The 26,506-nt window shown below is 65.0% G+C and carries 22 protein-coding genes and 1 pseudogene; 6 read left to right on the top strand and 17 right to left on the bottom strand.

Annotation, left to right across the window (positions count from 1 at the left end; genetic code table 11):
• Positions 1-52 precede the first annotated feature (52 nt).
• Positions 53-931 (top strand): LysR substrate-binding domain-containing protein, encoded by an 879-nt coding sequence (locus E1N52_RS05535; RefSeq protein WP_205965581.1) that lies wholly within the window; start codon positions 53-55, stop codon positions 929-931.
• Here the strand turns inward: E1N52_RS05535 and E1N52_RS05530 are convergent.
• The 4 genes from E1N52_RS05530 to aldA form a co-directional block, all read right to left on the bottom strand.
• A complete protein-coding gene (locus E1N52_RS05530) occupies positions 904-2,580 on the bottom strand; it encodes a GMC family oxidoreductase (protein ID WP_133180922.1) in 1,677 nt (558 codons plus the stop codon). The two genes, E1N52_RS05535 and E1N52_RS05530, sit on opposite strands and share 28 nt — an antisense overlap.
• A 17-nt stretch (positions 2,581-2,597) precedes the next feature.
• Entirely contained in the window at positions 2,598-3,815 is a 1,218-nt protein-coding gene (locus E1N52_RS05525) for a mandelate racemase/muconate lactonizing enzyme family protein (RefSeq protein WP_133180920.1), read from the bottom strand.
• A 13-nt stretch (positions 3,816-3,828) separates the two neighbouring features.
• A complete protein-coding gene (locus tag E1N52_RS05520; RefSeq protein WP_133181215.1) occupies positions 3,829-5,118 on the bottom strand; it encodes an MFS transporter in 1,290 nt (429 codons plus the stop codon).
• Positions 5,119-5,366: 248 nt separating this feature from the next.
• A complete protein-coding gene (gene aldA / locus E1N52_RS05515) occupies positions 5,367-6,788 on the bottom strand; it encodes an aldehyde dehydrogenase (RefSeq protein ID WP_133180918.1) in 1,422 nt (473 codons plus the stop codon).
• A 251-nt stretch (positions 6,789-7,039) separates the two neighbouring features.
• On the opposite strand from aldA, the gene E1N52_RS05510 reads away from it, so the two are divergent.
• The gene (locus E1N52_RS05510) at positions 7,040-7,768 is read left to right on the top strand and encodes a DeoR/GlpR family DNA-binding transcription regulator (protein ID WP_133180916.1); all 729 of its coding nucleotides are present in this window, start codon (positions 7,040-7,042) and stop codon (positions 7,766-7,768) included.
• Between the two features lie 48 nt (positions 7,769-7,816).
• On the opposite strand, the gene E1N52_RS05505 is transcribed toward E1N52_RS05510, so the two are convergent.
• From E1N52_RS05505 to E1N52_RS05445, 12 genes and pseudogenes are all read right to left on the bottom strand, one after another.
• Positions 7,817-8,854, bottom strand: a complete 1,038-nt coding sequence (locus tag E1N52_RS05505; protein WP_406951161.1) for an ABC transporter permease — start codon at positions 8,852-8,854, stop codon at positions 7,817-7,819.
• 35 nt (positions 8,855-8,889) lie between these two features.
• Complete coding sequence (locus E1N52_RS05500) at positions 8,890-10,410, bottom strand: sugar ABC transporter ATP-binding protein (protein ID WP_133180913.1); 1,521 nt, start codon at positions 10,408-10,410, stop codon at positions 8,890-8,892.
• A 73-nt stretch (positions 10,411-10,483) separates the two neighbouring features.
• Positions 10,484-11,488 carry an autoinducer 2 ABC transporter substrate-binding protein gene (locus E1N52_RS05495; RefSeq protein WP_133180911.1) on the bottom strand — a complete coding sequence of 335 codons (1,005 nt, stop codon included), beginning with the start codon at positions 11,486-11,488 and terminating at the stop codon, positions 10,484-10,486.
• A 102-nt stretch (positions 11,489-11,590) separates the two neighbouring features.
• On the bottom strand, positions 11,591-12,628 hold the full coding sequence (locus E1N52_RS05490; protein WP_133180909.1) for an ABC transporter permease: 1,038 nt from the start codon (positions 12,626-12,628) through the stop codon (positions 11,591-11,593).
• Between the two features lie 39 nt (positions 12,629-12,667).
• Complete coding sequence (gene rbsK, locus E1N52_RS05485; protein WP_133180907.1) at positions 12,668-13,609, bottom strand: ribokinase; 942 nt, start codon at positions 13,607-13,609, stop codon at positions 12,668-12,670.
• Positions 13,606-14,085, bottom strand: a complete 480-nt coding sequence (locus E1N52_RS05480; protein WP_133180905.1) for an RbsD/FucU family protein — start codon at positions 14,083-14,085, stop codon at positions 13,606-13,608. The genes rbsK and E1N52_RS05480 overlap by 4 nt, the downstream gene beginning before the upstream one ends.
• Positions 14,086-14,274: 189 nt before the next feature.
• A complete protein-coding gene (locus E1N52_RS05475) occupies positions 14,275-16,656 on the bottom strand; it encodes an aldehyde dehydrogenase family protein (RefSeq protein ID WP_133180903.1) in 2,382 nt (793 codons plus the stop codon).
• A 13-nt stretch (positions 16,657-16,669) separates the two neighbouring features.
• On the bottom strand, positions 16,670-17,683 hold the full coding sequence (gene deoC, locus E1N52_RS05470) for a deoxyribose-phosphate aldolase (RefSeq protein WP_133180901.1): 1,014 nt from the start codon (positions 17,681-17,683) through the stop codon (positions 16,670-16,672).
• Between the two features lie 201 nt (positions 17,684-17,884).
• Positions 17,885-19,052, bottom strand: a pseudogene (locus E1N52_RS44800) (GNAT family N-acetyltransferase).
• Between the two features lie 175 nt (positions 19,053-19,227).
• Positions 19,228-20,508: an MFS transporter gene (locus E1N52_RS05455; protein ID WP_246088963.1), complete on the bottom strand. Its 1,281-nt coding sequence runs from the start codon at positions 20,506-20,508 to the stop codon at positions 19,228-19,230.
• Positions 20,509-20,510: 2 nt separating this feature from the next.
• The gene (locus tag E1N52_RS05450) at positions 20,511-21,017 is read right to left on the bottom strand and encodes a flavin reductase (RefSeq protein WP_133180895.1); all 507 of its coding nucleotides are present in this window, start codon (positions 21,015-21,017) and stop codon (positions 20,511-20,513) included.
• Positions 21,018-21,081: 64 nt separating this feature from the next.
• Positions 21,082-22,455, bottom strand: a complete 1,374-nt coding sequence (locus E1N52_RS05445) for an LLM class flavin-dependent oxidoreductase (RefSeq protein ID WP_133180893.1) — start codon at positions 22,453-22,455, stop codon at positions 21,082-21,084.
• Between the two features lie 155 nt (positions 22,456-22,610).
• Between E1N52_RS05445 and E1N52_RS05440 the strand changes: the two genes are divergently transcribed.
• From E1N52_RS05440 to E1N52_RS05430, 3 genes are all read left to right on the top strand, one after another.
• Complete coding sequence (locus tag E1N52_RS05440) at positions 22,611-23,207, top strand: catalase family protein (protein ID WP_205965574.1); 597 nt, start codon at positions 22,611-22,613, stop codon at positions 23,205-23,207.
• The gene (locus E1N52_RS05435; RefSeq protein WP_133180889.1) at positions 23,195-23,356 is read left to right on the top strand and encodes a hexameric tyrosine-coordinated heme protein; all 162 of its coding nucleotides are present in this window, start codon (positions 23,195-23,197) and stop codon (positions 23,354-23,356) included. The genes E1N52_RS05440 and E1N52_RS05435 overlap by 13 nt, the downstream gene beginning before the upstream one ends.
• 87 nt (positions 23,357-23,443) lie before the next feature.
• A complete protein-coding gene (locus E1N52_RS05430) occupies positions 23,444-23,836 on the top strand; it encodes a tautomerase family protein (RefSeq protein WP_133180887.1) in 393 nt (130 codons plus the stop codon).
• 62 nt (positions 23,837-23,898) lie between these two features.
• Here the strand turns inward: E1N52_RS05430 and E1N52_RS05425 are convergent, their stop codons facing one another.
• Positions 23,899-24,804: a LysR family transcriptional regulator gene (locus E1N52_RS05425; protein WP_133180885.1), complete on the bottom strand. Its 906-nt coding sequence runs from the start codon at positions 24,802-24,804 to the stop codon at positions 23,899-23,901.
• A gap of 286 nt (positions 24,805-25,090) precedes the next feature.
• Between E1N52_RS05425 and E1N52_RS05420 the strand changes: the two genes are divergently transcribed.
• On the top strand, positions 25,091-26,500 hold the full coding sequence (locus E1N52_RS05420) for a KamA family radical SAM protein (protein ID WP_133181211.1): 1,410 nt from the start codon (positions 25,091-25,093) through the stop codon (positions 26,498-26,500).
• The last annotated feature ends 6 nt before the right edge of the window (positions 26,501-26,506 follow it).

Raw genomic sequence — 26,506 nt, 5'->3', positions numbered from 1 at the left:
GGCGTCGTTTCGACATGGCGCCCGGAGCGAGGAGACGACCTTGAAGCGAAAGATGCCGGCGCTGAACGCCCTGAAGGCGTTCGAAGCGGCAGGCACGAGCGGCAGCTTCACCCGCGCCGCCGAGCAGCTGAACGTGACGCAGAGCGCAGTGAGCCGCCAGGTGCGCCAGCTCGAAGAACAGCTCGGCGAGGCGCTGCTCGAGCGCCATCACCACCGGCTCGAACTGACCGACGCCGGGCGCGCGCTGCTGCGCACGCTCCAGCAGTCGTTCGACCGCATCGAAGTGACGGTGCGCACGATCCAGCAGAAGAGCGACCTCAACCGCCTGCGCGTGAACGCGCCGCCCACCTTCGCGAGCCGCTGGCTCGTGCCGCGCCTCACGCACCTGCAGGCGCGCCATCCCGAACTCGAACTGAGCCTCACCACGCATTTGCAAGACAGTCTCGCCGATTCGACGGCGCTGGACTGCGCGATCCGCTTTGGCGATGGGGAATGGGAAGGCCTCGACAGCTCGCTGCTGATGCACGAATCGCACATCGCAGTGTGCGCGCCCGCGCTGCTCGCGCAAGGGCCCATCGACCTCACGCAGCAGACCTTGCTGCACGTGCTCGCGGGCGACAACCAGCGCTACCTCACCTGGCGGCACTGGCTCGACGCGGCGCGCATCGAGGACGTGGACACGTCGGGCGGCTACGAATTCGACCTGCTCGATCATGCGATCCGCGCGGCCATCGAAGGGCTCGGCGTGACGATGGCCGACCGCCACATGATCGAAGACGAACTGGCCCAGGGCCTGCTCGCGCCCGTGCGTGACATCCACGTGGACGGCCGCCAGTCATACTGGTTCGTGGTGCGGCCCGAGCAGAAGGCTTCGAAGCCGCTCCAGCTTTTCCGGCAGTGGCTTCAGGACGAAGTGGCGGCCATGCGCTGACGGCCCTGCTCGATGGCCTTTGCAGCGATGGCGTGATCGGCGTCTTCCAGAATCAGGTCTGCGCCCTTTTCCGCGACCATCATCGTCGGCGCATTGGTGTTGCCCGATGTGATGTTCGGGAAGATCGACGCATCCACCACGCGCAAGCCGTCGATGCCATGCACGCGCAGGCGCGCGTCCACCACTGACGTGCGCGGGTCCGGCCCCATCGCGCAACTACCGCACAGGTGATAGATCGAACCGCTTTGCTCGCGGAAGAACTTGAGCATGCTCGCGTCGTCGGTCACTTCGCCGGCGGGCGTCACCTCGGCTTCGGTGATGCCCTGCAACGCGCGCGCCGTCATCAGCTTGCGCACGAGGCGGCTGCCCGCAATCGCTTCGTCGCGGTCCTTCTGCGTCGAGAGGTAGTTACCGCGAATTTTCGGCGCGTCTTCCACGTTCGCCGAAGCGATCTCCACCGAGCCACGGCTCGTGGGCCGGCAAGGATTGAAGCAGACGAGAAAGCCCGAGTACGGCTCCGGCGTGAGTTGCGCGCGATTCGATTTGGGAATCCGGTACGAAAGCGGATTGAAGTACACCTGCATGTTCGGGTGCGCCTCGTCCTGGCTCGTGCGGAAGAAGCCGCCCGACTGGTTCACGCTCATCGAGAACGGACCCTTGCGCTGAAACACGTATTGCAGCCCGAACTTCAGCTTGCCCATCCAGCTGCCGAATGAATCGTTGAGCGTCTTCACGCGCGAGCGATAGTAGAAGCTCACGCACAGATGGTCCTGCAGGTTCTGCCCTACCGCGGGCAGCTCGTGCACCATGTAGATGCCGTGCTTCGCGAGCAGCTCGCGCGGGCCCACACCCGAAAGCTGCAACAGCTTGGGTGAATCGACCGCACCGGCCGCGACGATGACCTCGCGATTCGCCTGAAACGTGCGCTTCACGCCCTGCTGCACGATCTCCACGCCGATGGCGCGTTTTTGCGCCTCGTCGAACAGCACACGCGTGGCGCGCGCATGATGCTCGATCTTCAGGTTCGAGCGCTGCCCCGCGCGATGCAGGTAGGCCACGCTGCTCGAATCGCGCTTGCCGTCGCGCGTATTCACATCGTAGATGCCCACGCCTTCGAGCCGCGCGCCGTTGAAGTCGTCGTTGCGCTCGTAGCCGAGCTGCGTGCACCCTTCGACAAAGGTGCGGCAAACCGGATGCGCGCCCTCCTTCATCGGCGTGATGCGCACCGGGCCATTCGCGCCGTGCCAGGGCGTGTCGCCCAGCGGATGCGATTCGAGCTTGCGGAAGTACGGCAGCACTTCCTGGTACGACCAGCCCTCGTTGCCTGCCGCGGCCCAGTCGTCGTAGTCGCGCGCGGCGCCGCGCACGTAGATCATCGCGTTGATCGCGCCCGAGCCGCCCTGCACCTTGCCGCGCGGCGCGTAGATCTGGCGGCCGGCAAGCTCCGGCTCCGGTTCGCTGTAATACATCCAGTTGTACTGCTTGTTGTAGTACAGCTTGGCGAACCCGATCGGGATCTTGAACCAGAATGAATCGTCGGGTCCGCCCGCTTCGAGCAGCAGCACCGAATGACGCCCGGACGCGGAGAGCCGTTCCGCGAGAATGCAGCCTGCCGAACCGGCGCCGGCGATGATGTAGTCGTAGTTCATCTGAGTGCTCCGGCAGATCAGCCGCGTGCGGGCGAGGTATCGCGCACGTCGGCAGGCTGGCTCGCCATCTGCAAATGCAGACGCTTGCCCGTATATGGCGAGTGCGCGCGCACGACATCCATGTCGAGTTCAACGCCAAGGCCCGGCGCCTTCGAGGGAATGATGTAACCGTCTTCCCACTGAATTGGCTGCTTGAGCACTTGCGCGTGGAAACCATCCCACGTGCCGATGCTTTCCTGAATCAGAAAGTTCGGCGTACAGGCCGCGAGCTGAATGCTCGCCGCCGCGCCAATGGGCCCGTTGTAGAGATGCGGTGCGATCTGCGCGTAGTGCACCTCGGCGAGCGTCGCGATCTTCTTCGCTTCGAGCAGGCCGCCCACGCGTGCCACGTTCAGTTGCAGGATCGACGCACCGCCCGCCTGCAACAGCTTGTGGAATTCATATTTGGTGGTGAGACGTTCGCCCGTGGCGATGGGAATCGAGGTGTGCTTCGCGACATTGGCGATGGCCTCTTCCTGGCCCGGCGGCACCGGCTCCTCGAACCACAGCGGGTCGTATTGTTCGAGCCGCTTCGCAAGCCGGATGGCCGAAGAAGGCACCATCTGGCCATGCGTGCCGAACAGCAGATCGGCCTTGCTGCCCACCGCTTCACGCACCTTGCGGCAGAACGTTTCGCAACGGTCGAGCACTTCGAGCGAAAGCTGATGCCCCGAATAAGCCGTGTACGGACCGGCCGGGTCGAATTTGACCGCGGTGAAACCCCGCTTCACGTTCTCCGCCGCGCATTCGGCGGCGAGATCCGGGTCGTCGTAATCGTATTCGCCCTTCGCGTTCTTCGGGTACAGATAGGTGTACGAACGCAGCCGTTCGTTCACCATGCCGCCCAGCAATTCGTACACGGGCTTGTCCGCCGCCTTGCCGATGATGTCCCAGCATGCCATTTCGAGGCCGCTCACGATGCCCATCATCGTGAGGTCCGGGCGCTGCGTGAAGCCGCTCGAATAGGCTTCGCGGAACAGGCGCTCGACGCGGTGCGGATCGTGGTCCAGCAGATAGCGCGTGAAGACGTCTTCGATCGCGGGCACCATCACGTCGGGATGGAACGTAGCGGCGTAGATTTCGCCCACGCCTTCGATGCCGCAATCGGTTTTCAGCGTAACGAAGATCCAGTACATGCCGCCGAGGTGCGGAGGAGGCACCGCAACGACGTTCGTTTCAATTGCAACGACTTTCATGGTTCAGGCTGTTTCAGGCAGGTTTGGAGTGGGTCATGCGCTTGAGCACGAGCGCGGCGATACCGCCGAGCGTGCCAATGGCGGCGACATAGGCGAAATAGATCTGATAGCCGAGCATGCCCGCGTAGTGCTCGGTGATATAGCCGTTCACGAGCGGCAGGAAGATGTCCGACGAATAGCCGACCAGCGAAACGAGACCGATGGCGAGGCCCGTGATGCGCATGGGGATCGCGCAGTAGTCGAGCAGCGTCCAGTAGAGGCCGCGAATCGCGTACGTCATGAGGCCGATGAACAGCACCACCGCGCCGAGCAGCGCCATGTTGCGCAGCGCGGGCAGCAGGATCAGACCGATCAGGCCCGCGACGGCCAGGAACAGCGCCCAGATCAGCACGCGCAGGTTCGACAGGCGGTCGCCGAGAAAACCGCCGCCAATGCCGCCGATGGGGCGCATCCAGAGCTTCGCGGTGGTGACCATGCCGGCCGCCACGACGGTCATATGCATCTCGCCCTGTTGGAGATACGCGGAGAAGCTGTACGTCGCCCAGAAGATCTGATAACCGCAGAACACCACAGCGGCCATGAGCCAGAGCTGCGGAATCGCGGCGAGCGTCGCGAGATCGCGCCACAGCGAACCGTTTGCATTCGCCTCGACCGGCTTGCTTTCTGCCTGCGCGGGCGCGGGATCCTTGAAGAAGCTCATCAACGCGCCGAGTGCGATACACGTGAAGGAATACATATAGATCACGTGACGCAGGCCCACCGCTTCACCGCGTCCCGAGCCGGTCGCGGCGGCGAAGAGCGCGAGGGCGGCAGTGGCGAGCAGCGCTTCGACGAGCCCGCGTCCGCCGTCGAGCAGCCCGAAAAACCGGCCTTGTTCGTTCGCCCCAGCGATCATGCGCACGCGTTTGAGCACCGAGGCCCAGAACGTGAGGCCGGTCGTGACGCCCCAGAGGCAGAAGATCACGAGCAGCGCATGGAACGAGGGTGCGGTGGAGTACCAGAGGCCCAGCGCCCCGGTGCCGATGAGCGAAAAGCAGATCAACAGGCGCGGTGCGACGCGGTCGGCGAGCCAGCCGCTCGGCAGATAGGAAACGAAGAACACGATGCCGAGCACCGAGTAGAGATAGCCGAGCTGAGCGTTGTCGATGTGCAGGACATCGAGCATCGTGGTCTGGTAGACCTGACGCAGATACAGCAGCGGATAGATACCGCCCGCGGCGAGCACGAGCAGCAGCAACTGCACGTAGCGCTGCATGGAGCCCGATGCGGCGGGCGTGAGCGATGGGGTTTCGGCGCGCGGCATTGCCGGCGCATTGGGCTTTCCGATGGACTTCTGCAAAATTGTCTCCTGTCGACGAGAGTTAGCGCTTTAGCTGTCGACCGGAGTTCGGGCTTTAGCCCTTACTCCGGTCCCATGCAAAGCACTTACTCTGGTCCCATGCAAGGCTGACACCGGCACGCGGGCGGGTGCCCGCGCGAGGCGTTCTTTCTTTATCTGCGGCGCCCCTTTCGAGGGGCTGCCTTTCAACGATTAATCGGGATGTCGAACGATCAGAACGGCATCACGACAAGGCGTGTCTGCGTGAATTCGAGCATGCCGTGCTTGCCGTCGTCGCCGCCGAGGCCCGAGCGCTTCCAGCCAGCGTGATAGCCCTGATACGGGTCCGCAGGCGTGCGGTTCACGTACAGTTCGCCGGCTTCGATCTCGTTCGCGACGCGCAGGGTCGAGCGGTAGCGCTCCGTAAAGAGCACCGACGAAAGGCCGAACTGGTGATCGTTGGCCATGCGCAGTGCGTCGTCGAGCGTCTCGTACGAAAGCACCGGCAGCACCGGGCCGAAGATCTCCTCCTGCACGATCTCCATGTCCTGGCGGCAATGCGTGAGCAACGTGGGCGGATAGAAATGGCCCTTGCCTTCGGGCACGTAGCCGCCCGTTTCGAGCTTCGCGCCCTCGGCCACCGCGCGCTCGACCATCTCGTGGATCGCGGCGCGTGCGCTTGCGCTCACGAGCGGACCCATGCGGGTTGCGTCTTCGGCGCGGTCGCCGAAGCGCACGGCACTCATCTTTTCGCGCAGCAGCGCGACGAAGCGGTCATGCACCGAAGCGTGCACGTACACGCGTTCGATCGCCGTGCAAAGCTGGCCGCAATGCGTGGTCTTCGAGCGCACGATAGCCGTTGCGGCCGCTTCGAGATCGGCGTCGTCTTCGATGATCGCGGGCGTTTTGCCGCCCAGCTCCAGCGACGGCTTGGCGATATTTTCCTTGCAGTAATCGAGCACCTTGCGGCCCGCGCTTACGCTGCCCGTGAGCGTGATCATGCCGACATCCGTGTGCGTGCAGAGCACGGCGGCCGTGTCGTGGTCCATGGCGAGCACATTGAAAATGCCCGCCGGCAGTTCGGCTTCCTGCGCCGCGCGCGCCACTTCGAACGCCGAGCACGGTGTGTTGTTGCTCGGGCGCACGACCACCGCATTACCCGTGATGAGCGCCGGCGCGACCTTGCGCAGCAGCGTGTACACGGGGAAGTTGAACGGAATCAGGCACGCGGCCACGCCGATCGGCTCGCGCATGAGGATGAGGTTTTCGTTCGCGCTGTCGCTCGGAATCACCTCGCCTTCGATGCGACGCGCCCACTGCGCGTGATAGCGCAGGATTTCGGCGGCGTATTGCGCTTCAGCGGTTGCGTCCGCGACGCTCTTGCCCGACTCGGCGGCAAGCGCCGCGCCGATCTTCGGCGCGCGCGCCACGATCGCGTCCGCGAATCGGTTCAGGATCGCGCCGCGTTCGGCGGCGGGCAACTTGCGCCAGGCGCGCTGCGCGGCCTTGGCGGCCACGACCGCGCGAACCGCGTCGGCGGCGCTCGCGGCGCTCACGTGGCCGATCGCGTCGCCGGTTGCGGGGTTGTGGACAGCGATCTGCGGCCCTTCGGCGCCGACGAACTGCCCATTGATGAAATTGAGGTCTGATCGCATGGATTGCTGCCGGTTTGGCGTTGCCGCCGCTTCATGAGAAAGGGCAGTATCCGTGCGGCATCGGGACGCCACAAACGATTAATTGTCGAGCGGAGCATGCGAAAAACGCATGCTCGCCGAAGCGGGCGCCGGGGCGGCAGGAGCCAAAGCACGTGGCCATCGCACGCCTTGCTTGTTATAATTCGCTCACGCGGACGAAACAAATCTAACGTTCGCCGGAACGCAACACACTCCGGCGCAGCACCCACTCCATGGCCAAAACCGACCGGCTGCGCGCCCTCGCCGACGCGCTCGCAAAACACAACGTCATGCATCTGCGCGATGCAGCCAGCGTGCTTGGTGTCTCCGAAATGACCGTGCGGCGCGACATCGCCGCGAATCCCGAGCGTTTCACGTATCTGGGCGGCTATATCGTGAGCGCGCAAGACGTGCCCAATACCGCCGGCTACTCGCTCGAACACGAAAAAGACCACTTCGCGCAGGCCAAGGCGCAAGCGTCCGCGCACGCGGCGCGACTCATCGCGCAGAACGACACCGTGTTCATCGACTGCGGCACGACGCTCGCCGCCCTCGCGCGCCTCATCCCTTCGCAGTTGCAGATCACGGCGGTGTGCTATTCGCTCAACGTGGCCGAGATTCTGCGGCGCATGCCCAACGTGCGCATGATCTTGCTGGGGGGCGTGTATGTGCCGTCGTCGGACTCGTTTTCCGGCGAGGAGAGCCTCGAAACGCTGCGCCGCATGGGCATCAACAAGGCGTTTATTTCAGCGGGCGGCGTGGACGCCGCGCGCGGCGTGACGTGCTGGAACTTTCACGAAGTGGCGCTCAAGCAGGCAGCCATGGCCAGCGCCGTGGAAAGCCATCTCGTTGTGGATGCCAGCAAGTACGGCATCGTGAAAGCATGGCGCTTTTCGCAGATGGACGACTTCAACTCCGTCATCACCGAGAAAGGCCAGACGCTGCGCGCGCACAGCGCGTAAGCGGCGACCGGCCGTGCAGCGCCGGTCTCGCGCCAATAGTCAGGCGACTCAGCCGCGCCGGCGCAGCGCGAACAGCGTACCGGCCACCAGAATGAACGCGCCGACAATCACCTTCTGCCACGTGCTCGGCACGCCCACAAGAATGAGCACGTTGTTGATGAGCGTGACGAGCGCCACGCCGAGCAGCGTGCCCACGACCGTGCCGCTGCCGCCCGTAATGCGCGCGCCGCCCAGAATCACGGCCGCGATCACGTCGAGTTCCGAGCCCACCAGGTCGAACGGATTGGCAAGCCGGTTGTTCGCGACGTGCAAAATGCCTGCCACGCCGGCGAGAAACCCCGTATAGCCGAACACGAACAGCCGGATCGCGCGCAGGTTGAAGCCCAGCCGCTCCGCAATCGCCGTGCTGCCGCCCATGGCGTAGACGCCGCGCCCCATCATCGTACGGTTGAGCAGCCACCACGTGAGAATCGCGCCCGCTACGAGCGCGATCGCCGAAACGGGCAGCACCGCGTTGAGCCCGTCGGCGGTCTTGTAGGCAATGAGCGGAATGCGGCCGAAGTGGTCCATGCTGTGCGGGATGTTCATGAAGAACGTCGTGCCCACGAAGGTGAGCAGCAGCCCGCGATAGAGGTATTGCGTGCCGATCGTCACGATCAGCGAAGGCGCCTGCAGCCGGTGCACGAGCATCCCGTTGATGACGCCGAGCACGATGCCGCCCACGGCGCCCGTCAGCAAAATGAGCGCGAACGGCGCATCGGGCCACCACGCGAACACGGCTTTCGTGATCGAGTACATCGTGAGCGCGCCGATCGCCGTGAAAGAGACGTCGATGCCGCCCGACGCCAGCACGACGAGCGTGCCGAGCGCGAACAGCGACGTGATCGTGGCCGAGTGCAGCAGGTCGAACAGCGTGGCCCACTGGAAAAAGCGCGGGTTGATGGAGGCGACGATCACGCACGTGATAACGATCAGCGTGGCCGTGAACCATTCGGGGTTGCGGGCGAGCTTCGCGCGCCAGTTGAGCGGTACGCTCTGGCGTGCGACTTCGACGGTGTTGGACGACGTGCTCATTGTCTGATTCATGCTCATGCGGTGTCCGGCAAAACGTTACGCGGAATTCAGGCTGCCTCTGCAAGCAGCGCACGGTACAGCTCGGCCTCGGTCAGGCCATCGGCGTGATGCTCTTCAGCGAGGCGGCCCTTACGCATCATCAGCACGCGGTCGCAGTTCTGTAGCAGCTCGGGCAGGTCGTCGCTGACCAGCAGAATGCCGATGCCGCGCTGCGAAAGCCGCTGCATGATGCGATAGATGATGTCCTTCGAACCGACGTCCACGCCCACGGTCGGCCCGTGCAGAATCAGCACGTGCGGATCGATGGCGAGCCAGCGGCCAATCAACACGCGCTGCTGGTTGCCGCCCGAGAGCGACTGCACGGCCTTATCCACATCGGGCGTGGCGATCTGCAGCTCCTTCACGGTGTTTTCCGCCAATGCACGTGCGCGCACGCGGTCGATCTGGCCAAAGCGGTCGCGCAGGCTCGCGATCATCGCCGTGATCACGTTGTCGCGAATCGGCTTGTCGAGGAAAAGGCCTTCGTTCAGGCGGTCTTCCGGCACGTAGCCAATGCGCGCGCGCCTCGCGTCGCCGGGCGTCGAAAGCTTGATCGCGCGGCCTTCGAGCACGATCTCGCCCGCATCGGCGGGGGCGACGCCCGCAAGTGCACGCGCGAGTTCGTTGCGGCCCGAATCGAGCAGGCCCGTCACGCCGAGAATCTCGCCGCGGTGCAGCGTGAACGACACGTCGCTGAACAGGCCCGTTCGACCCAGACCGCGAACGTCGAGCAGCACCTCGGCTTCGGCGGCGACGCTGCGGTAGCGTTCGGTGGAAAGCTCGCGGCCCGTCATCAGTTCGCTCAACTGCGCCTTGGTGTAATTCGTGATCGGACCTTGCGTCACTTTCTGGCCATCGCGCAGCACGATCACTTCGCCGCCGATCGCATAGCACTCGTCGAGCTTGTGGCTTACGAACAGCACGGTCACGCCCTGCGCGCGCAACTGGCCGAGCACGGCGATGAGGTTCGTCACTTCCTTTTGCGTGAGCGAGGTCGTGGGCTCGTCCATGATGACGAACTTCGCTTCGCTCGCAATGGCGCGCGCGATCGCCACGAGCTGACGTGTAGCGAGCGGCAGTTGTTCGATGAGCGTCGCCTGAAACTCGGCGTCGCCCGGCAGGCCCACGGCCTTCAAGGCGCGCTCGGCCGTGCGGGCCAGTTCGCGGCGGTCGAACGTGCGCGCGAGACGCCCCGCATGCTCCGCGAGCTCGGTCGTGAGTCCGATGTTTTCGGCCACGCTCATGTTGGGCAGCAGCGAAAGATCCTGATACACGGTCTCGATGCCCGCCGCGAGCGATTCGAGCGGCGTGAGCCGCGCGTGGCGCGCGCCGTCGATCACCAGTTCGCCTTCGTCGGGCGGCTGCGCGCCGGAGATGATCTTGATGAGCGTGCTCTTGCCGCACCCGTTCTCGCCGAGCAGGTGATAGATCTGCCCGCGCTCGAACGCGAGCGTCACGCCGCGCAAGGCGTGCACGCCCGTGAAGCGCTTGTGAACGCCGAGCACCTGCAATAACGGTTCTGAAGCCATGTCGTCTCTTCGTGACGTTGCGACGAAGCGCGCGCCGGGCTGCAAGCCCGCTGCGCGCGCCACCTTCTCCCGATCAGAAGTTGTATTGCTTGTAGTTCGACTTGTCGACGCTCACCCAACCCTGGCCGCGCACGATGATGCCCTTGCCCGGACCCTTCGACACCGTGACCTTCTCGTAGCCCGGCAGGCCGAGGTTCGCGCCGTTCTCCACCGTCTTGCCGTCGATCAGCATCATCGCGATCTTGTTCATGGCGATGCCCGCCAGCTTCGGATCCCAGAACGCAATACCGTTGATCGCACCGCTTTCGAGGTACTTGCCGGCCTCGGTCGGCAGGCCGGTGCCGTACACGCAGATCTTGCCCTGCAGGCCCGCTTCCTCGACCGCGCGGCCAATGCCGATCACGTCGAGCGACGACGAGCCCTGGAAGCCCTTGATGTCCGGATGCTTGCGCAGCACTTCCTTGGCCACTTCATATGCGTGCTCGCCGTCGTTGTTGGTTTCGAGGTTCGTCTCGACGAGCTGCATCTTCGGGAACTTCTTCTTCGCGTTGTCGATGCCGCCGTCGGCCCACTGCACCTGCGAGCGGCTGCCGAGCGAGCCGACCATCGTCGCCCACTTGCCTTCGTTGTGCATGCACGAGGCGAGGCGGTCGTTGAGCGCGGCGCCGTAGGCGGAGTTGTCGAACGCCTCGACGTCGACCATCGTGTTCTTTTCGTTGTCGGCTTCGTGCGTGACGACCTTGATGCCGCGGTCCATCGCCTTCTTGAGCGCCGGTTCGAGCGTGGGCGGGTCATACGGCACGACCGCGATCGCGCTCACTTTCTTTGCGATCAGGTCGTCGATGATCTTCAGTTGCTGCGCGGCGTCCGCGCGGCCCGGCCCCGTCTGGTAGACCGAAACGTTCGGGTTGTCCTTGCCGAATTCCTTGACGCCGTCATCCATGCGATTGAACCAGCTAATACCGGTCACCTTCACCACCGTAACGATGGTCGGGTTTTCCGCCGCATACGCCACGGCCGCCATGCCAGCGGCAAGTGCACACGCCGTGATTGCCACACTGAGTCGCCTGATCTTCATGTTCGATGTCTCCGTTTTTTATTCGCCGATTAACCGTCGCCCCGAAAGAGATGGCGGCGGACCTCCGAGGCTCGAGGCCCGCCTGCTACACAGTTCGGCCGGTCAGCCCGAAGTCCGCCCTTTGCCAGCAGACGGGGAGCCGCCGAAACCGAAAATCGCGCGTACCCGCTCGCCGCCCGCGAACGCGAGCGAGAGCAACAGCAGGAAACCCCAGGCGCAGTCGCCGAAGAACTGCGAAACGCCCATCAGATTGAAGAGGCTCGAAAGGAATTGCAGCACCGTGGCGGCGAAGAACACGCAGATGATGCGTCCATAGCCGCCCGCCGGATTCACGCCGCCCATCACCGCAATCAGAATGGCGATCAGCAGATAGGAATTGCCGTAGTCCCATTTCGCGCTGAGCGTGTGCGAAACGCTCACGAGCCCGGCGAGCGAGGCGAGTACGCCGCACATCGCGTAGGTCATGATCAGCATGCGCGCGCGCGGAATGCCGGCATAGAACGCGGCGCGCTGGTTCGTGCCCATCAGATAGAGGCGCAGCCCGAACGGCGTGCGCCTGAGCAGCCAGCCCAGCAGCACGACCACGGCCACAAATAGCAGGAACGAAATCGGTATCTGGAAGAACGTGCCGTTGCTGATATCGGCGAGCGGTTCGACGTAATCCACGTGCACGGAGGCGCCGTTGCTCAGCGCTACAGCGAAGCCCGTGAAAAGCAGTTGCGTGCCGAGCGTGCAGAGAATGGGCGTGAGCCCGAGGCGCGCAATCACCACGCCGTTCAGCAGGCCTCCGATGAGCCCCATCCCAAGCACGATCACGATGAAGAGCGCCGTATACAGCGCGGGCGAGTCGTCGCCGCTCACGAGGCGCGGCACGATCAGCGCGGCGATCATGCCCGAGAGATTCGCGAGCCCCACGCCGGAAAGATCGATGCCGCCGTTGCCCGACAGCATGGAGAGCATGATGCCGAGCGCGAGCAGCGCGACTTCGGGCAGTTGCGCGCCCATCGACTGCAGGTTGTCGATACCGACGAACTGCCCGCGCGACACCCAGACCGCGACCAGCACGACCAGCAGGTTCACGGCCAGCAGGAAGTTCAACTGACGGTCGCCGAACCATTTGGCAAAGAGTGCAGACTTCATGGACCTCATCCTTTGCGGTGTGTTTTCACCTGGCAATGCTCAATGTGCACCGGCATTCGCCGTGCGTTCGAGCATGGCGTCGACTTCTTCCTTGCGCGGCATGGAGGGCGCGGTGCCGGGGCGCGTAACGGAAATGCCCGCCAGCGCGCAGCCGAAGCGCGTGGCCGTAAGCGCGTCGTCGCCGCGCGCGAGCGCCGCCGCGAAGCCGCCCGTGAAGCCGTCGCCCGCGCCCGCCGTTTCCACGACCGGGCCGCAGTTGAAGGCAGGTAGCAGCACTGATGCGTCGCGCGTGTGGAGCAGCGCGCCGGCTTCGCCCAGCGTCACGATGACCGCGCCCGCGCCCTTGGCGAGCAGCACGTCGGCGGCGCGGCGCGCGTCGTCGGCGTTGCGGATCTCGATGCCCGTGAGCGCCTGCGCCTCGGTCTCATTCGGCGTGATGTAGTCGCACAGCGGGAAGATGTCGTCGGGCAGCGCCATGGCGGGCGCCGGATTGAACACCGTCTTCACGCCATGCCGGCGCGCGAGTTCGAGGCCGCGCCGCGCTGCCGCGAGCGGCTGTTCGAGCTGCGTGACGAATACCTGGGAGGCCGCAATATCGGCTTCGATCGCTTCGGCGTCGCCGGGCTCCATCGTGCCCGCTGCGCCCGCCGCGACGATGATCGCGTTCATGCCGGTCGTGTCGTCCACGAAGATGTGCGCCGCGCCCGTGGCCAGCCCGTCCACCGCCTGAGTGCGCGCCGTGATGCCTTCGGCGGCCCACGTCGCGCGCGCGATGTCGCCGAACGCGTCGTTGCCCACGCGCGTGCAGAACACCACTTGCGCGCCCGCGCGCGCGGCGGCCACGGCCTGATTCGAGCCCTTGCCGCCCGGCCCCATCGCGAATGCCGATCCGGCGAGCGTCTCGCCGATCATCGGCATGCGGCTCGCGCGGAACGCGAGATCGGTCACATAGATGCCGAGGATGACGACGCGTCCGCTCATTGGCCCGGCTCCTTCGCACGCGGTGCGTCGGGAGCGAGCAGCACGCCTTTGGTGAACACGAAGCAGCCGTAGCCGCGCGTCTCGCCCGTGGCGATCACGCAGTAGGCCTTGCGGGCGCGCGCATAGAACGCATGACGCTCGATGGGCGCGAACGGCACGGCGCGGCCTTCCGCGGCGTCGACCTCGGCCTGCGCTTCGTGCTGCACGGTGGGAATCGTGTTGGGTTCGCCGACCACTTCCATGCGCATGGCCGGGGCTTCGACGAAGGTGTCGAGCGGCAGCACGGAGAGGATCGCGCGCACGGCGCGGGGCGCATCGGCGCCGTCGATGCGCAGGAGCTTGCCGAGCACCGTGGCGCGCGCAACGGAGTCGGCGGGAAAGTTGGCGTCGCAAACGACGAGTTCATCGCCGTGACCCATCGCGCGCAGCGCTTGCAGGACATCGGCATTCAGAAGCGGGTCAAGATTCTTCAGCATTATTGTCTCCTGTCGGCCGCACTTGGCGCTTTAGCGCTTAGTGCGGCCCCATGCAAAGCTGTCGATCAGAGTTAGCGCTTTAGCTGTCGACCAGAGTTCGGGCTTTAGCCCTTACTCCGGTCCCATGCAAAGCACTTACTCTGGTCCCATGCAAAGCTCCGGTGCTGGCGTCTCTCTCTTTCGAAGCGCTCAGTCGCCGTACGGTATCCAGATGTTCTTCACCTGCACGGCATGGCGCAGGAACGGCAATCCTGCGCTCGTCCGGTCGAACCAGTCAACTTCGCGGCCATGATCGACGAAGGTCCGCTTCAGATTGCCAACCGACTCGCGCTCCACGAGGGACGAATCGGCCGCCGTGCCGAAGCACCAGAGCGCGTCCACGTCGTCGTGCTTCGCGAGGGCCGGCAGCAGCGCGGCGCGCTCGCCGGTCAGGATGTTGAGCGCGCCCGCAGGCACATCCGAGGTTTCCACGACCTGATAGAAGTCCGTTGCCGTCAACGGGCACGCCTCGCTCGGCAGCGCCACGACGCGATTGCCCATCGCGAGCGCCGGTGCGATCAGCGAAACGAAGCCGAGCAGCGGCGCTTCGTCGGGGCAAGCAATGCCGACGACGCCCAGCGCCTCGTGCATGGCGAGCGCGACACCGCGCAATGGCGGGGTATGCACCGCGCCATCGAACTTGTCGGCCCACGCCGCATAGCTGAACAGCCGGTCGATGGCCATCTCCACTTCACGCTCGGCCGCGCGCGCGTCGTGCCCGGCGCGACGCGTGAGTTGCCGTGCGAATTCTTCGGCGCGCGCGCTCAAGTTTTCCGCGAGGTAGTACAGCACCTGGGCGCGAGCGTGCGTGCTCATCTGCGTCCACTTGCCCGCGCCGCGCGCGGCCGCCACGGCATCGCGCACGTCCTTGCGGCTGCCCGCGCCGACTTCGCCCACCCATTCACCGTTCGGCGCGTGGATGGCGTGCGAATAGCCGCTGTCGGGCCGCACCTGTTTGCCACCGATAAAAAGCTTCGCAGTGCGATCGAGACCGGTGCCCGCGTGCGCAAAATCTTGTACCGGCGGGCGCGCCGCGCGTTGCGCGCGCATCGGCAGCTTGCTCCAGGCAGCCGGCTTCAGATATTCGAACACGCCTTCGCGGCCGCCCTCGCGCCCGAAGCCCGACTCGCGGTAGCCGCCAAAGCCCACGCTCGCGTCGAAGAGGTTCGTCGCGTTGATCCACACCACGCCGCATTGCAGGCGCGGGGCGATGTCGAGCGCGCGCCCGATTGTCTCGCTCCACACGCTAGCAGCGAGGCCATAGCGCGAATTGTTCGCGAGCGCCACGGCCTCTTCCGGCGTGCGAAAGCTCATGGCCGCGAGCACCGGCCCGAAGATTTCTTCCTGAGCGAGCGTCGAAGCAGGCCCGATACCCGTCACGAGCGTCGGCGGATAGAAGCAGCCACCCGACGGCAGCTCGACTTCGCGCGGCTGCCACACGTCGCAGCCTTCGCGCCGCCCGGCTTCCACGAGCGACTCGATGCGCTCGAGCTGCACCGGATCGACGATCGCGCCAATGTCGATGCCCTTGTCGAGCGAAGGCCCGACGCGCAGCGTCGCCATGCGGCGCTTGAGCTTCTCGATAAAGCGCGCCTCGACGCCCTCCTGCACCAGCAGCCGGGAACCCGCGCAGCATACCTGGCCCTGGTTGAACCAGATGGCGTCAACCACGCCTTCCACGGCGCCGTCGAGATCGGCGTCGTCGAACACAATGAACGGTGACTTGCCGCCCAGTTCGAGCGTGAGCGACTTGCCCGTGCCGGCCGTGGCGGTGCGGATGAGACGTCCCACTTCGGTCGAGCCGGTGAAGGCGATCTTGTCGACGCCGGGATGCTCGACGAGCGCCGCGCCCGTGCTGCCGTCGCCCGTCACCACGTTGAGCACGCCCTTGGGCAGGCCGGCGCGATGCGCCAGTTCGGCGAACAGGAGCGCGGTGAGCGGCGTGTATTCGGCGGGCTTGAGCACCACGCAGTTGCCGAGCGCGATGGCGGGCGCCACTTTCCAGGCGAGCATCAGCAGCGGGAAATTCCACGGCACGATCTGGCCGATCACGCCAAGCGGCGACCAGCCGGCCAGCTCGCTCTCCTGAAGCTGCGCCCAGCCCGCGTGATGGAGGAAATGGCGCGCCACGAGCGGCACGTCGATGTCGCGCGCCTCGCGAATCGGCTTGCCGTTGTCGAGCGCTTCCAGCACGGCAAAGAGGCGGCTGTGGCGCTGCACCATACGCGAGAGCGCGTAGAGATGCCGCGCGCGTGCCGCGCCGCCCATGGCGTACCACTCGGGCTGCGCCGCGCGCGCCGCCGCGACCGCCGCCGCCACATCGGCCGCACCGCCCTGCGCCACGGCGGCAAGCGCCTCGCCCGTGGCGGGCGCACGCACTTCGAAGCGCGCACCATCGGCGCTTTCGCGCCATGCGCCGTCAATGAAATGCCCAAACGCGGCCTCGTGCTGCGCGAGCCACGCGCGCACGGGCTGATCGTCCTCGGGGGCGGGACCGTAATCCATCGTTCGGAAATACTCGGCTACGCTCATCGGTATGGTCTGCTCAGGCTACGGGGTGGCGGTGGAAGGCGGAATAGCGGCCGCTCACGTGGTGTTCGAGTTGGCGCTCGATGTCGGCGAGCAGGCTCGACGCGCCGAAGCGGAACAGCTCGGGCTCGAGCCAGGGCCGCCCCAGCTCTTCCTTCATGAGGATCTGGTACGCGAGCGCGGTTTTGGCGTTCGATACGCCGCCCGCAGGCTTGAAGCCCACCAGCGCGCCAGTGCGCTCGCGGTACTCGCGGATCATGCGCACCATCACGAGCGAAACGTCGAGCGTGGCGTTGACCCCCTCCTTGCCCGTGGACGTCTTGATGAAGTCCGCGCCCGCCATCATGCAGACCATCGACGCGCGGGCGATGTTCGACAGCACGCGAATGTCGCCCGTGGCAAGGATCGCCTTCAGATGCGCCTCGCCGCAGGCCGCGCGAAACTCGCGCACTTCGTCGTAGAGCGCGCGCCAGTTGCCGGTCAGCACATGCTCGCGCGTGACGACGATGTCGATTTCCTCGGCGCCATCCTTAACGGAGGCCTCGATTTCCTTGAGCTTGAGCGCGTGCGGATTCAAGCCCGCCGGAAAGCCGGTCGAGACGGCCGCGACGGGAATGCCGCTGCCCGCCAGCGCGTCGACGGCTGCCGCGACGAAGCGGTGGTACACGCACACCGCGCCTGTCGTGATGGCATCGGGCGCGAAGCCGAGCGCCGCGAGCAGGTCGGCGCGCACGGGGTGGCGCGCCTTCGTGCACAGGCGCCGCACGCGGCCTTCGGTGTCGTCGCCGTTGAGCGTGGTGAGATCGATGCAGGTGATGGCCTTGAGGAGCCACGCGGCCTGCGCGTCCTTCTTGACCGCGCGGCGCGTGCCGAGCGTGGCCGTGCGCCGCTCGACGGCGGACTGGTTGACGCGCAAGGCGTCGAGCCACGCCGCGTCGAACGCCACGCCGGCGTTGCGCGCGACATGCGCAGCATGCTGGGCGGGCGCGCCGCGCAGCACGACGAGCGAGTTCGTTGAGGCTTCTGACATAGGCTGGGAGGCGAATTTGTGCAATGCACATCAAACCGTGGTGGTTTATTCGCACCCATCCTATACCGATGAAACGATCGTGACAATACTCGTTACAATCCTATCTATCGGGCTCGGGACGTGGGAACGCCGGCCCGCACGTTCGGCTTTCGCCCGGGGCCTGCGTTTACGCGTACGCGCGCGCCTCATCCTGAGAGTGGTTTAGAACTGCAACCGATACCGTACGAAATCGTCGGCTTGCGCGAATTCGTCGTAGAGCTTGCGCGCGGGGTTGTCCTCGCGCGTATGCCAGTAAAGACGCGACCATGCGCGCGAACGCGCCAGTGCGATGAGGTCGTCGATAAGTCGCCTGCCTATGCCCTGGCCGCGGCAACCGGGATCGACGAACAGGTCTTCGAGGTAACAAATGGGCGCATCGACCCACGTGCCTTCATGCAGCACGCTAAGGCTGAATCCCGCCAGCCGCCCCTCGACTTCGGCGACGCGCGCGAACACCGGCGCGTTCGCATCGAGCATGCGCTGCCAGGTGCGCTCGCTGATGTGCGGCGCGACGCTCGTCTCGTAGAACGCGTTGTAGCCCGACCAAAAGGTCGAACCACGCGTCGCGGTCGGTGGCCGCGACGTCGCGAATGAGGATCGCCCCGGACATTCAGGACGCCGCCGCTTCTCTCAGGCTGGCAAGCGACGCGCGCTGCTGGCCTTGCGCGTCGAAGTTTTCTTTCGAGAGCCACTTCTCGAATGAGGCTTTCGCGAGCGGCCAATCCTGGTCGATGATCGCGAACCACGCGGTGTCGCGGTTGCGGCCCTTGTACACGATCGCCTGGCGGAAAATGCCCTCGAACTGGAAGCCCAGACGCAGCGCCGTCTTGCGCGAAGGCGCGTTGAGGCTGTCGCATTTCCATTCGTAGCGCCGGTAGCCGAGATTGTCGAACACGTAGCGCATCAGTAGGTACTGCGCCTCGGTGGAAAGCGGCGTTTGCTTCAGGCGCGGCGAAAACGTCACGCTGCCTACTTCGATCACGCCATGCACCGGCTCGATGCGCATGAGCGCGAACGTGCCCACGGCTTTCCCGCTCGCGCGGTCGATCACGGCGTAATGGAACGGGTCGCTCGAGGCAGCCGCTTTCGCGAGGTACTCGCGAAACGCGGCGAAGTCGGTGAAGGGCTCGGAGAACAGGTAGGTCCAGTCACGGCCGTCGGCCGCCGTACCGTAGGCTTCGAAGAGATCGGCGGCGTGGCGGTCGAGGTCGATCGGCTCGATGCGGCAGAACTGGCCCTCGATCGTCACGCGCGCAGGCCGTTCGCGCGGCTGCCAGCCGGTGACAGGGTCGCCAATGGGCTGCTGGAATTCGTTCAGTCTTGCTGACATGCGTGACAAGCTCCTCTTGCGCGGGACGTAACCAATATCCGCGTTAAGTTACCGCATGTCGTGGTTCTGTGGAAAGGTCCACGAACGGCGGTGTATGTGGAACCACGCTGCCCGCACTTCGATTGTTCAGCTTTCCTCTTCTTTTCTCTTTTGCACCCGCGTGCGCCATTGTGGATCACCGACGCCCGCCCGCGAGCCTCACCGCATCGGGATGCCGCCGCAACCGCAGCATCGCGACACAACCGAGCGCCGGGCCCACGGCCAGCATGCCGAAGCCGCCCCGCCATCCCAGCCACGCCACCACGTACGGCACGAGATGAATGCTCACGAGCGTGAGCAGAAAACCCGCGCAAGTCTGCGCGGTCAGCAGCGTGCCGACCGAGTCCGGATCGGCCAGTTCGGCCACGCTCGCCGAAAACTGCGCGGAATCGGCGATCACCGAGACGCCCCACACGAGCGCAACCGCACCCATCACGATGAGCGGCGCGTGAGCCAGCCAGCCCATCAGCGCGGCGCACGTTGCGCTCGTTGCCATCGCGCCGACCGTGACGGCCGTGCGCCCCACGCGGTCCGCCAGCACGCCGCCGAGCCACGCGCCCGCCGCACCGATCGCGATCACGCTGAACGTCATCCATTCCGCGCGCGTGCGGGCGTTGGCCATGCCGCGCGCGACGAAGGTTTGCTGCAGGAAGAGCGCGAGCCACGCCCACATCGCGTAAAGCTCCCACATGTGGCCGAGGTAGCCGAGATTGGCGAGCCGCAAGGCGGGCCGCCGCCACGCCTGCGCGACCTTCGCAACGTCGATACGCGTCGCGCGCCGGATATTCGGCCCGATGCCCGCAAAGCCGATCAGCACCGCGGCGCACGCTGCGCAAGCCGCGGCGACGCCATAGATCGTGCGCCAGCCGAGCCCGCCCGTGGCCGCCAGCAGATGCGGGCTTGCCGAGCCGAGCGTGAGCGCGCCCACGAGCAGGCCGACGAGCAGACCGAGATCGCCTTGCGCCCAGGTGGCCGCGAGCCGCATGCCGACGGGATACACGCCCGCCATGCACATGCCGGTGATGAACCGCAGCGCGACGACCGCGCCGCCAACCGGCGGCAGGAACGCGAGCGAGGCCGTGGCCACGGCCGCCACGAGCGCGGAACCCGCGAGCAGCCGGCGCAAATCGTAGCGGTCGGGCAGCGAAAGCAACGCGGACGTGATGGTGCCGGCCACGAAGCCGCACTGCACGGCGCTCGTGAGCAAGGCTTCGTCGAAGGCGGCAATGGCGTGCGCCTGCTTGATGAGGACCACCACGGTGCTCGACGAAAACCAGACGCCCATCGCCGCCACCTGCGCGAGGAGCAGCAACGCGAGCGAGGCGGCCTTGCCGCGTCGCGCCGTGCCAAGACCCGGCGGCCCCGTTTCGTCCGATGAACGGGAACCGCCAGCGCCTCGAGAAGGCGTGTGCGCCACGCTCAGGCAGCCGCTGCCGCGTGCGCCTGCGCGAGCACGCGATGAAACGCGCGGCCGAACCAGATCAGCCCGTCGCGCCCGCCCACCATGCGCGCCGCCTTGATCTCACAGAAGAACACCGTGTGCGTGCCGACTTCGGTCGTGCGCGCGATGTGGCAATCGAACGAACTCACCGCGCCGCGCAGCGCGGGCGCGCCCGTTTCGAGCCGATACCATTCGGCGAGCGCGAACCGTTCGTCCATGTCGATGTCTTTCGTGGCGAAGCGGGTGGCCACCTCGCGCTGGTCGGCCGCCAGCACGTTCACGCAGAGCCGCCCGTTCGCCCGCAGGATCGCGTTGTTGCGGCTCGTGCGATTGATGCAGACGAGCAGCGTGGGCGGCTCGTCCGTCACGCCGCACACGGCGGACGCCGTGCAGCCGGCACGCCCGGCGTCGCCGTCGGTTGTGACGATGTTCACAGCGGCCCCAAGACCGGCCATGGCGTCGCGAAAGAGGGATTTGTCTACCATATTCTTGCCCGCTTGCCGCGGTCTCCTCGTAGCGGGAATTCAGTGCCCGATTTTCATGCGTCGCTCATGCGTCGTTCGTACGCGCGCCGCGATACTGCGCTGCCGCGTGCGACGCCGGCAGGCGCGCGCTGCCAGAGAGCTTCTCGCGCAGGGTGCCCTCACGATACGCGCTTTTATACGCGCCGCGAGTTTGCAGTTCGGGCACCAGCAGTTCGACCACGTCGTCGAAGCATTCCGGCACCACGGTGCGCGAGAGATTGAAGCCATCCACGCCAGCCGTTTCGCTCCACTCGATCAACGTTTGCGCGATACGCTCCGCCGATCCCACCCACGGCGCCTGGCGGCTGCCGAGCACCATCTGCTCGAGCAGCTTGCGGCGTGTCCATTGCGGCCCGGCGCTGCGCGTCATGGCTTCGACGTTGGACACGATCGCCTGGCTCTTGCCCGTCTCGATGGGCTCGTCGAGATCGTAGCGCGCGAAGTCGATGCCAAGCGAAGCCGCCGCGTGCGCGAGCGCCGCTTCCGAGCTCACGTAGCGCCGGTACTCATCGAGCTTCTCGCGCGCTTCACTATCTGTGCGTCCGACGATCAGCGTCGCGCCAAGAAAGACCTTCACGTCGTCGGCCGCGCGCCCGAGCTGCACCGCCTGGCCCCGGATGTCCCCGACGATCTCCTTCACGCCTTCCATCTTCTGACCATTGATGAACACGCACTCGGCGTGCGTCGCGGCGAAACGCCTGCCGCGCGTGGACGACCCCGCCTGGTACAGCACCGGCGTGCGCTGCGGCGACGGCGCGCACAGATGCATCGCATCCACCTTGTATTGCGGCCCGCGATGATGAATCATGCGCACGCGCGCGGGGTCGGCGTAGATGCCGCCGGCCCGGTCATTGATAACCGCGTCGTCGTCCCAGCTCCCTTCCCAGAGCTTGTACACGAGCGCCATATATTCGTCGGCCAGATCGTAGCGGTCGTCGTGAGCGTTCTGGCCGTCCATGCCGATCGCGCGGGCCGCGCTGTCGAGATAGCCAGTCACGATGTTCCAGCCGATGCGCCCGCCCGTGAGATGGTCCAGCGTGGACATGCGCCGCGCGAACAGAAACGGCTGTTCGTACGTGAGGTTGGCCGTCACGCCAAAGCCCAGATGCTGCGTCACCGCGGCCATGGCGGGAATGACGAGCGTTGGGTCGTTCACGGGCACCTGCACCGCGCCGCGCAGCGCGGCGTCGGCATTGCCGCCATAGACGTCGTACACGCCGACGACATCCGCGAAAAAAATGCCGTCGAAGAGGCCCCGTTCGAGCTTCTTCGCGTAGTCGGTCCAGTACTGGAGTTCCGTATAGCGGCTCGACTGGTCGCGCGGATGTGTCCACAAGCCTTGCTGAATGTGGCCTACGCAGTTCATGTCGAAAGCGTTCAGACGGATTTCACGTGGCATGTCGGCTCCTTTTCGGCGCGCTCGATGCCATCTACTATAGTAGACGAACGGATACTAGTGAAACCTGGGATTGATCCGGTGTTGGCGCAAAATATTCGGGTGAACTTCGCCTGGCGGCTTCACTGAATGTGATGCCACCCATCACGGATCGTCATTTGTCCCGGGCGACCGGTTCGCGTATGTTTGGCGGGACGAAGCGCGGCAGTTGGCGCGTGCCGGGCTCCGATCAGCGCGGCGCCGGCAGCGTGGTCCCATTATTTTTTGGCAATGCGATATTGGCAGATGAGCCGGCCTTCGCGGAAACCTATCTGGGCAGCCATCCGCTGGCAAAGGCTTTCCTCACCGCCCACAAGCCATTCCCGCGCAGCGATGCGTCGCTGCCCTACTTCGGGGTCGACACGTTCAGTTTCATTGATTCCAGGGGCGACGTGACGTACGCGCGCTATCAGATCCTGCCGGTAGGCGGCGAACACTACTTTGCCGACGCCGACGCAGCAAAGAAGTCGCCGGACTACCTGCAGTCGGAAATCCGCCAGCGCGTATCGCATACTCCCGTGCGCTTCCGTCTCGTTCTGCAGATCGCTCAACCCGGCGACAAGCTCGACGATCCGTCTGTAGCGTTGTCGAGCGCACTTCGCACCGTGGAACTGGGCACGATCGCGATCACGAAAGCGGTGGCGGACAATGAGGCGGCCCAACGTCGTCTGCTGTTCCTTCCCAACGCCAACTCGCCATCAAGATGGCGCGCTTAGTCATCAAGACGACTCAGCCGGATGAGGCTGTCCGCGAAAAGCTGCGTGACGTGTACGCGAACGACGCGAGCATGCTGCTTCAGGTCGGGCACATCGTGGCGACTGAGTTCGCCACGATTGCCGCAGCCAATCACTATTGGCGCGAATAACCTGCTTCAACTCGAATCCCGGCGCTCCGGGTTTGACCGGCTTCCGGAGCGTCGCCCTCACGCTGTCCTACTCAAGGAGAAGTACACATGCCAATGCTCAAATTCGACATCATCGAGGGCCGTACCGACGAACAGGTGCGCTCGCTTCTCGACGCCGCTCATGAGGCAATGGTGCAGGCCTTCGACGTACCCGTTACCGATCGCTACCAGAGTGTCACGCAGCATCGCCCTGGTGAACTGGTGGTGGACGACACCGGACTCGGGTACACGCGATCCAGGGACGTCATTTTGTTGACGGCGGTAAGCCGCAAACGCACCGAGCCGCAAAAGATCGAGTTTTATCGCCTGCTCGTCGAAAAGCTGCAAAGCCAATGCGGCATCTCGCCGGACGACGTCATCGTGTCGATCGTCGAGAACGACGATGCGGACTGGTCCTTTGGCCGCGGGCGCGCACAGTTCATTACCCGGGAACTGACGTAGTGTCGTGGGGCAGGCGCGCCGCGGCTTGCCCCACGCCGCCCGCGCCTGCCTGCCAGTTGCGACTACATGCCGAGCTGGACGTATCGGCTCGCCTCAGCGAGCAACCACGCCTCGAACCCTTGCAGTTGGGGCGAATTCTGTTTGTGCTCGGGATATACCAGGTAATACCCTTTTTCGCTGCGCAAGGAAAGATTGCACGGCAGGATGAGTTCGCCGATGGCCAGCTCATGCGACACGAAGAATCGCGGCACGAGCGCAATTCCCAATCCGGCACGCGCCGCTTCCACCAGCATCGAAAACAGCTCGTAACGCTGCCCTTGCATGCAATCGGCGTCGTGAATGCCGGCCTGCGAGAACCAGTGCCGCCAGGCGTCCGGCCGCGCCGATTGATGCAGCAACGTGAATTCCGATACCTCACGAGGCTCGAGCACCGTCCTTCCCCCTAGCAGCTGTGGACTGCATACGGGCGTCATCTCCTCCCCGAAGAGATATTTCGCAATCGATCCAGGCCAGACAGGATCGCCAAAGTGAATCGCTGCGTCGAACGGCGTGTCGGTGAACAGGAACGGCTCCGCCCGCGTTGCCAGATTGACCGTCACGTGCTCGTGCTGCGCATAGAAGAGAGGAAGGCGTGGAATCAGCCAGCGTGTGGCGAACGTCGGGATGACCGCGAGTTCGAGGATGCCGCCGGCGTCGCGGTGCGCCATGGCAGCCAGCGTGTCGCGCTCCATCCTTGCAAGGTTCTCGCGGACCTGCCGCGCGTAGATCTCGCCGATCTCGGTCAGGCTGAGCCGCTTCTTGACGCGATTGAAGAGCGGTACGCCGAGATACTCCTCGAGCGTCGCCACCTGCCGTCCCACCGCGCTTTGGGTCAGCGCCAGTTCGTCCGCGCTGCGGGTAAAGCTCAGATGCCGCGCCGCCGCTTCAAAGGCGATCAACGCTTCGATACTCGGGATCTTTCGTCTCACGTTCCTTCCTCAAACGCACAACGTTGCGAGTTTATATCGTTTGCCGACCAGGGATCATGTCGCAACAATGACCCCTGTGTCCCCCAGTTGCCTTTGGTATCTCCGGTCTCCCCGGGAATCGTGGCCGCTCGCCTCGAAGTGGAAGCGCTCGCGCTTATGCCCGGAGGGTTGCGGCCACGAAAAGCAATCGTATTCGGTATTCGTCACACGATCAAACAATTAGTTATCCAGATTGAAAATCGGGCGCTCACCGGCACGCGCCATCCTACCACTGAAGGAACGATTAATGACCTCCGATTCCATTCCTGCAAAGTTCAAACCCTACACCCGGCAGACGATCAGCCAGTCGCCTCAATGGGCGCTTCTTCCAGAAGAACTCAGGGAAGCCGTGCAGGTCGTATCGCGCGTCATGCCATTCCGCACGAACCAGTATGTGATGGACGAACTGATTGACTGGACCAACGTTCCGGACGATCCGATTTATCGCTTGACCTTCCCACATCAGGACATGCTGTCAGCGTCGGACTATACGAACCTGAAAGAACTGGTATTGGTAAAGAAGGACGAGGCCGCCATCGAAGAAGCGGTCCGTCATATCCGGCTGTCGATGAACCCGCATCCCGCGGGTCAGCTGACGCATAACGTGCCCTTCATGGACGGTCAGCCGGTGCGGGGCCTGCAGCACAAATACAAGGAAACGGTGCTCTTCTTTCCGAGCGCAGGACAAACGTGCCACGCGTACTGCACTTTTTGTTTTCGCTGGCCACAGTTCGTCGGGATGGACGACCTCAAGTTCGACGCGAGGGAGTCCAACGAACTCGTCGCGTATCTCAAGCTGCACCCCGAGGTCACCGACGTGCTGATCACCGGCGGCGATCCACTCATCATGAACACGCGTTCGCTCGCCGGCTATATCGAGCCGCTGCTCGTGCCCGAACTCTCGCATATCCAGAACATCCGTATCGGCACCAAGTCGGTCGCCTACTGGCCGCAGCGTTTCGTGACGGACAAGGACTCTGACGACCTGCTGCGCCTGTTCGAGAAGGTCGTGGCGGCGGGCAAGAATCTCGCGATCATGGGCCACTACAATCACCCGGCCGAGTTGCGAACCCCGATCGCACAGCGCGCGGTGAAGCGCATCGTGTCGTCGGGCGCGACGCTGCGCATGCAGGCACCTCTCATCCGCCACATCAACGAAGATCCCAAGGGTTGGGCGGAGCTTTGGACGACGGGCGTTCGCCTGGGCGCCATCCCCTACTACATGTTCGTCGAACGCGACACCGGGCCGAGCCACTACTTTCAGTTGCCGCTCGCCCGCGCGTACGAGATTTTCCAGGCAGCCTACCAGTCCGTGTCCGGTCTCGCGCGCACGGTCCGCGGTCCGTCGATGAGCGCCTTCCCTGGCAAGGTCGTCGTGGATGGCATTGTCACCATCGCCGGCGAAAAGGTATTCGCCCTGCAGCTCTTGCAGGCGCGCAATCCAGACTGGGTGCGTCGTCCCTTCTACGCCAAATTCGATCCCGGCGCGACATGGCTTCACGATCTCGTGCCGGCTTTCGGCGAAAAGAAGTTCTTCTTCGAGGCAGACCACCACGACGCGCCGCGCAAGACACTGCAACTGGTCGCGCGTCAAACGGGACGCTACGTTCCGGGATCGTCGGAGGAGCCGTCTCGCGCCGTTGCTGCCGAGGCATAAATCTGC

It is taken from the genome of Paraburkholderia guartelaensis (assembly GCF_004353905.1).
In the GTDB taxonomy this organism is placed as follows: domain Bacteria; phylum Pseudomonadota; class Gammaproteobacteria; order Burkholderiales; family Burkholderiaceae; genus Paraburkholderia; species Paraburkholderia guartelaensis.
This window is presented reverse-complemented; position numbering and strand designations above follow the sequence as displayed.

Bases quoted from the DNA above. Each gene is read 5' to 3' on its own strand.
- E1N52_RS05495 (WP_133180911.1), bottom strand. From the start codon at position 11,488: ATGAAGATCAGGCGACTCAGTGTGGCAATCACGGCGTGTGCACTTGCC.
- E1N52_RS05450 (WP_133180895.1), bottom strand. From the start codon at position 21,017: ATGGTAGACAAATCCCTCTTTCGCGACGCCATGGCCGGTCTTGGGGCC.
- E1N52_RS05435 (WP_133180889.1), top strand. From the start codon at position 23,195: ATGGCGCGCTTAGTCATCAAGACGACTCAGCCGGATGAGGCTGTCCGC.
- E1N52_RS05505 (WP_406951161.1), bottom strand. From the start codon at position 8,854: ATGAATCAGACAATGAGCACGTCGTCCAACACCGTCGAAGTCGCACGC.
- deoC (WP_133180901.1), bottom strand. From the start codon at position 17,683: ATGTCAGAAGCCTCAACGAACTCGCTCGTCGTGCTGCGCGGCGCGCCC.
- E1N52_RS05475 (WP_133180903.1), bottom strand. From the start codon at position 16,656: ATGAGCGTAGCCGAGTATTTCCGAACGATGGATTACGGTCCCGCCCCC.
- E1N52_RS05445 (WP_133180893.1), bottom strand. From the start codon at position 22,455: ATGCCACGTGAAATCCGTCTGAACGCTTTCGACATGAACTGCGTAGGC.
- E1N52_RS05490 (WP_133180909.1), bottom strand. From the start codon at position 12,628: ATGAAGTCTGCACTCTTTGCCAAATGGTTCGGCGACCGTCAGTTGAAC.
- rbsK (WP_133180907.1), bottom strand. From the start codon at position 13,609: ATGAGCGGACGCGTCGTCATCCTCGGCATCTATGTGACCGATCTCGCG.
- E1N52_RS05420 (WP_133181211.1), top strand. From the start codon at position 25,091: ATGACCTCCGATTCCATTCCTGCAAAGTTCAAACCCTACACCCGGCAG.
- E1N52_RS05430 (WP_133180887.1), top strand. From the start codon at position 23,444: ATGCCAATGCTCAAATTCGACATCATCGAGGGCCGTACCGACGAACAG.
- E1N52_RS05520 (WP_133181215.1), bottom strand. From the start codon at position 5,118: ATGCCGCGCGCCGAAACCCCATCGCTCACGCCCGCCGCATCGGGCTCC.
- E1N52_RS05530 (WP_133180922.1), bottom strand. From the start codon at position 2,580: ATGAACTACGACTACATCATCGCCGGCGCCGGTTCGGCAGGCTGCATT.
- E1N52_RS05535 (WP_205965581.1), top strand. From the start codon at position 53: ATGCCGGCGCTGAACGCCCTGAAGGCGTTCGAAGCGGCAGGCACGAGC.
- E1N52_RS05510 (WP_133180916.1), top strand. From the start codon at position 7,040: ATGGCCAAAACCGACCGGCTGCGCGCCCTCGCCGACGCGCTCGCAAAA.
- aldA (WP_133180918.1), bottom strand. From the start codon at position 6,788: ATGCGATCAGACCTCAATTTCATCAATGGGCAGTTCGTCGGCGCCGAA.
- E1N52_RS05500 (WP_133180913.1), bottom strand. From the start codon at position 10,410: ATGGCTTCAGAACCGTTATTGCAGGTGCTCGGCGTTCACAAGCGCTTC.
- E1N52_RS05525 (WP_133180920.1), bottom strand. From the start codon at position 3,815: ATGAAAGTCGTTGCAATTGAAACGAACGTCGTTGCGGTGCCTCCTCCG.
- E1N52_RS05480 (WP_133180905.1), bottom strand. From the start codon at position 14,085: ATGCTGAAGAATCTTGACCCGCTTCTGAATGCCGATGTCCTGCAAGCG.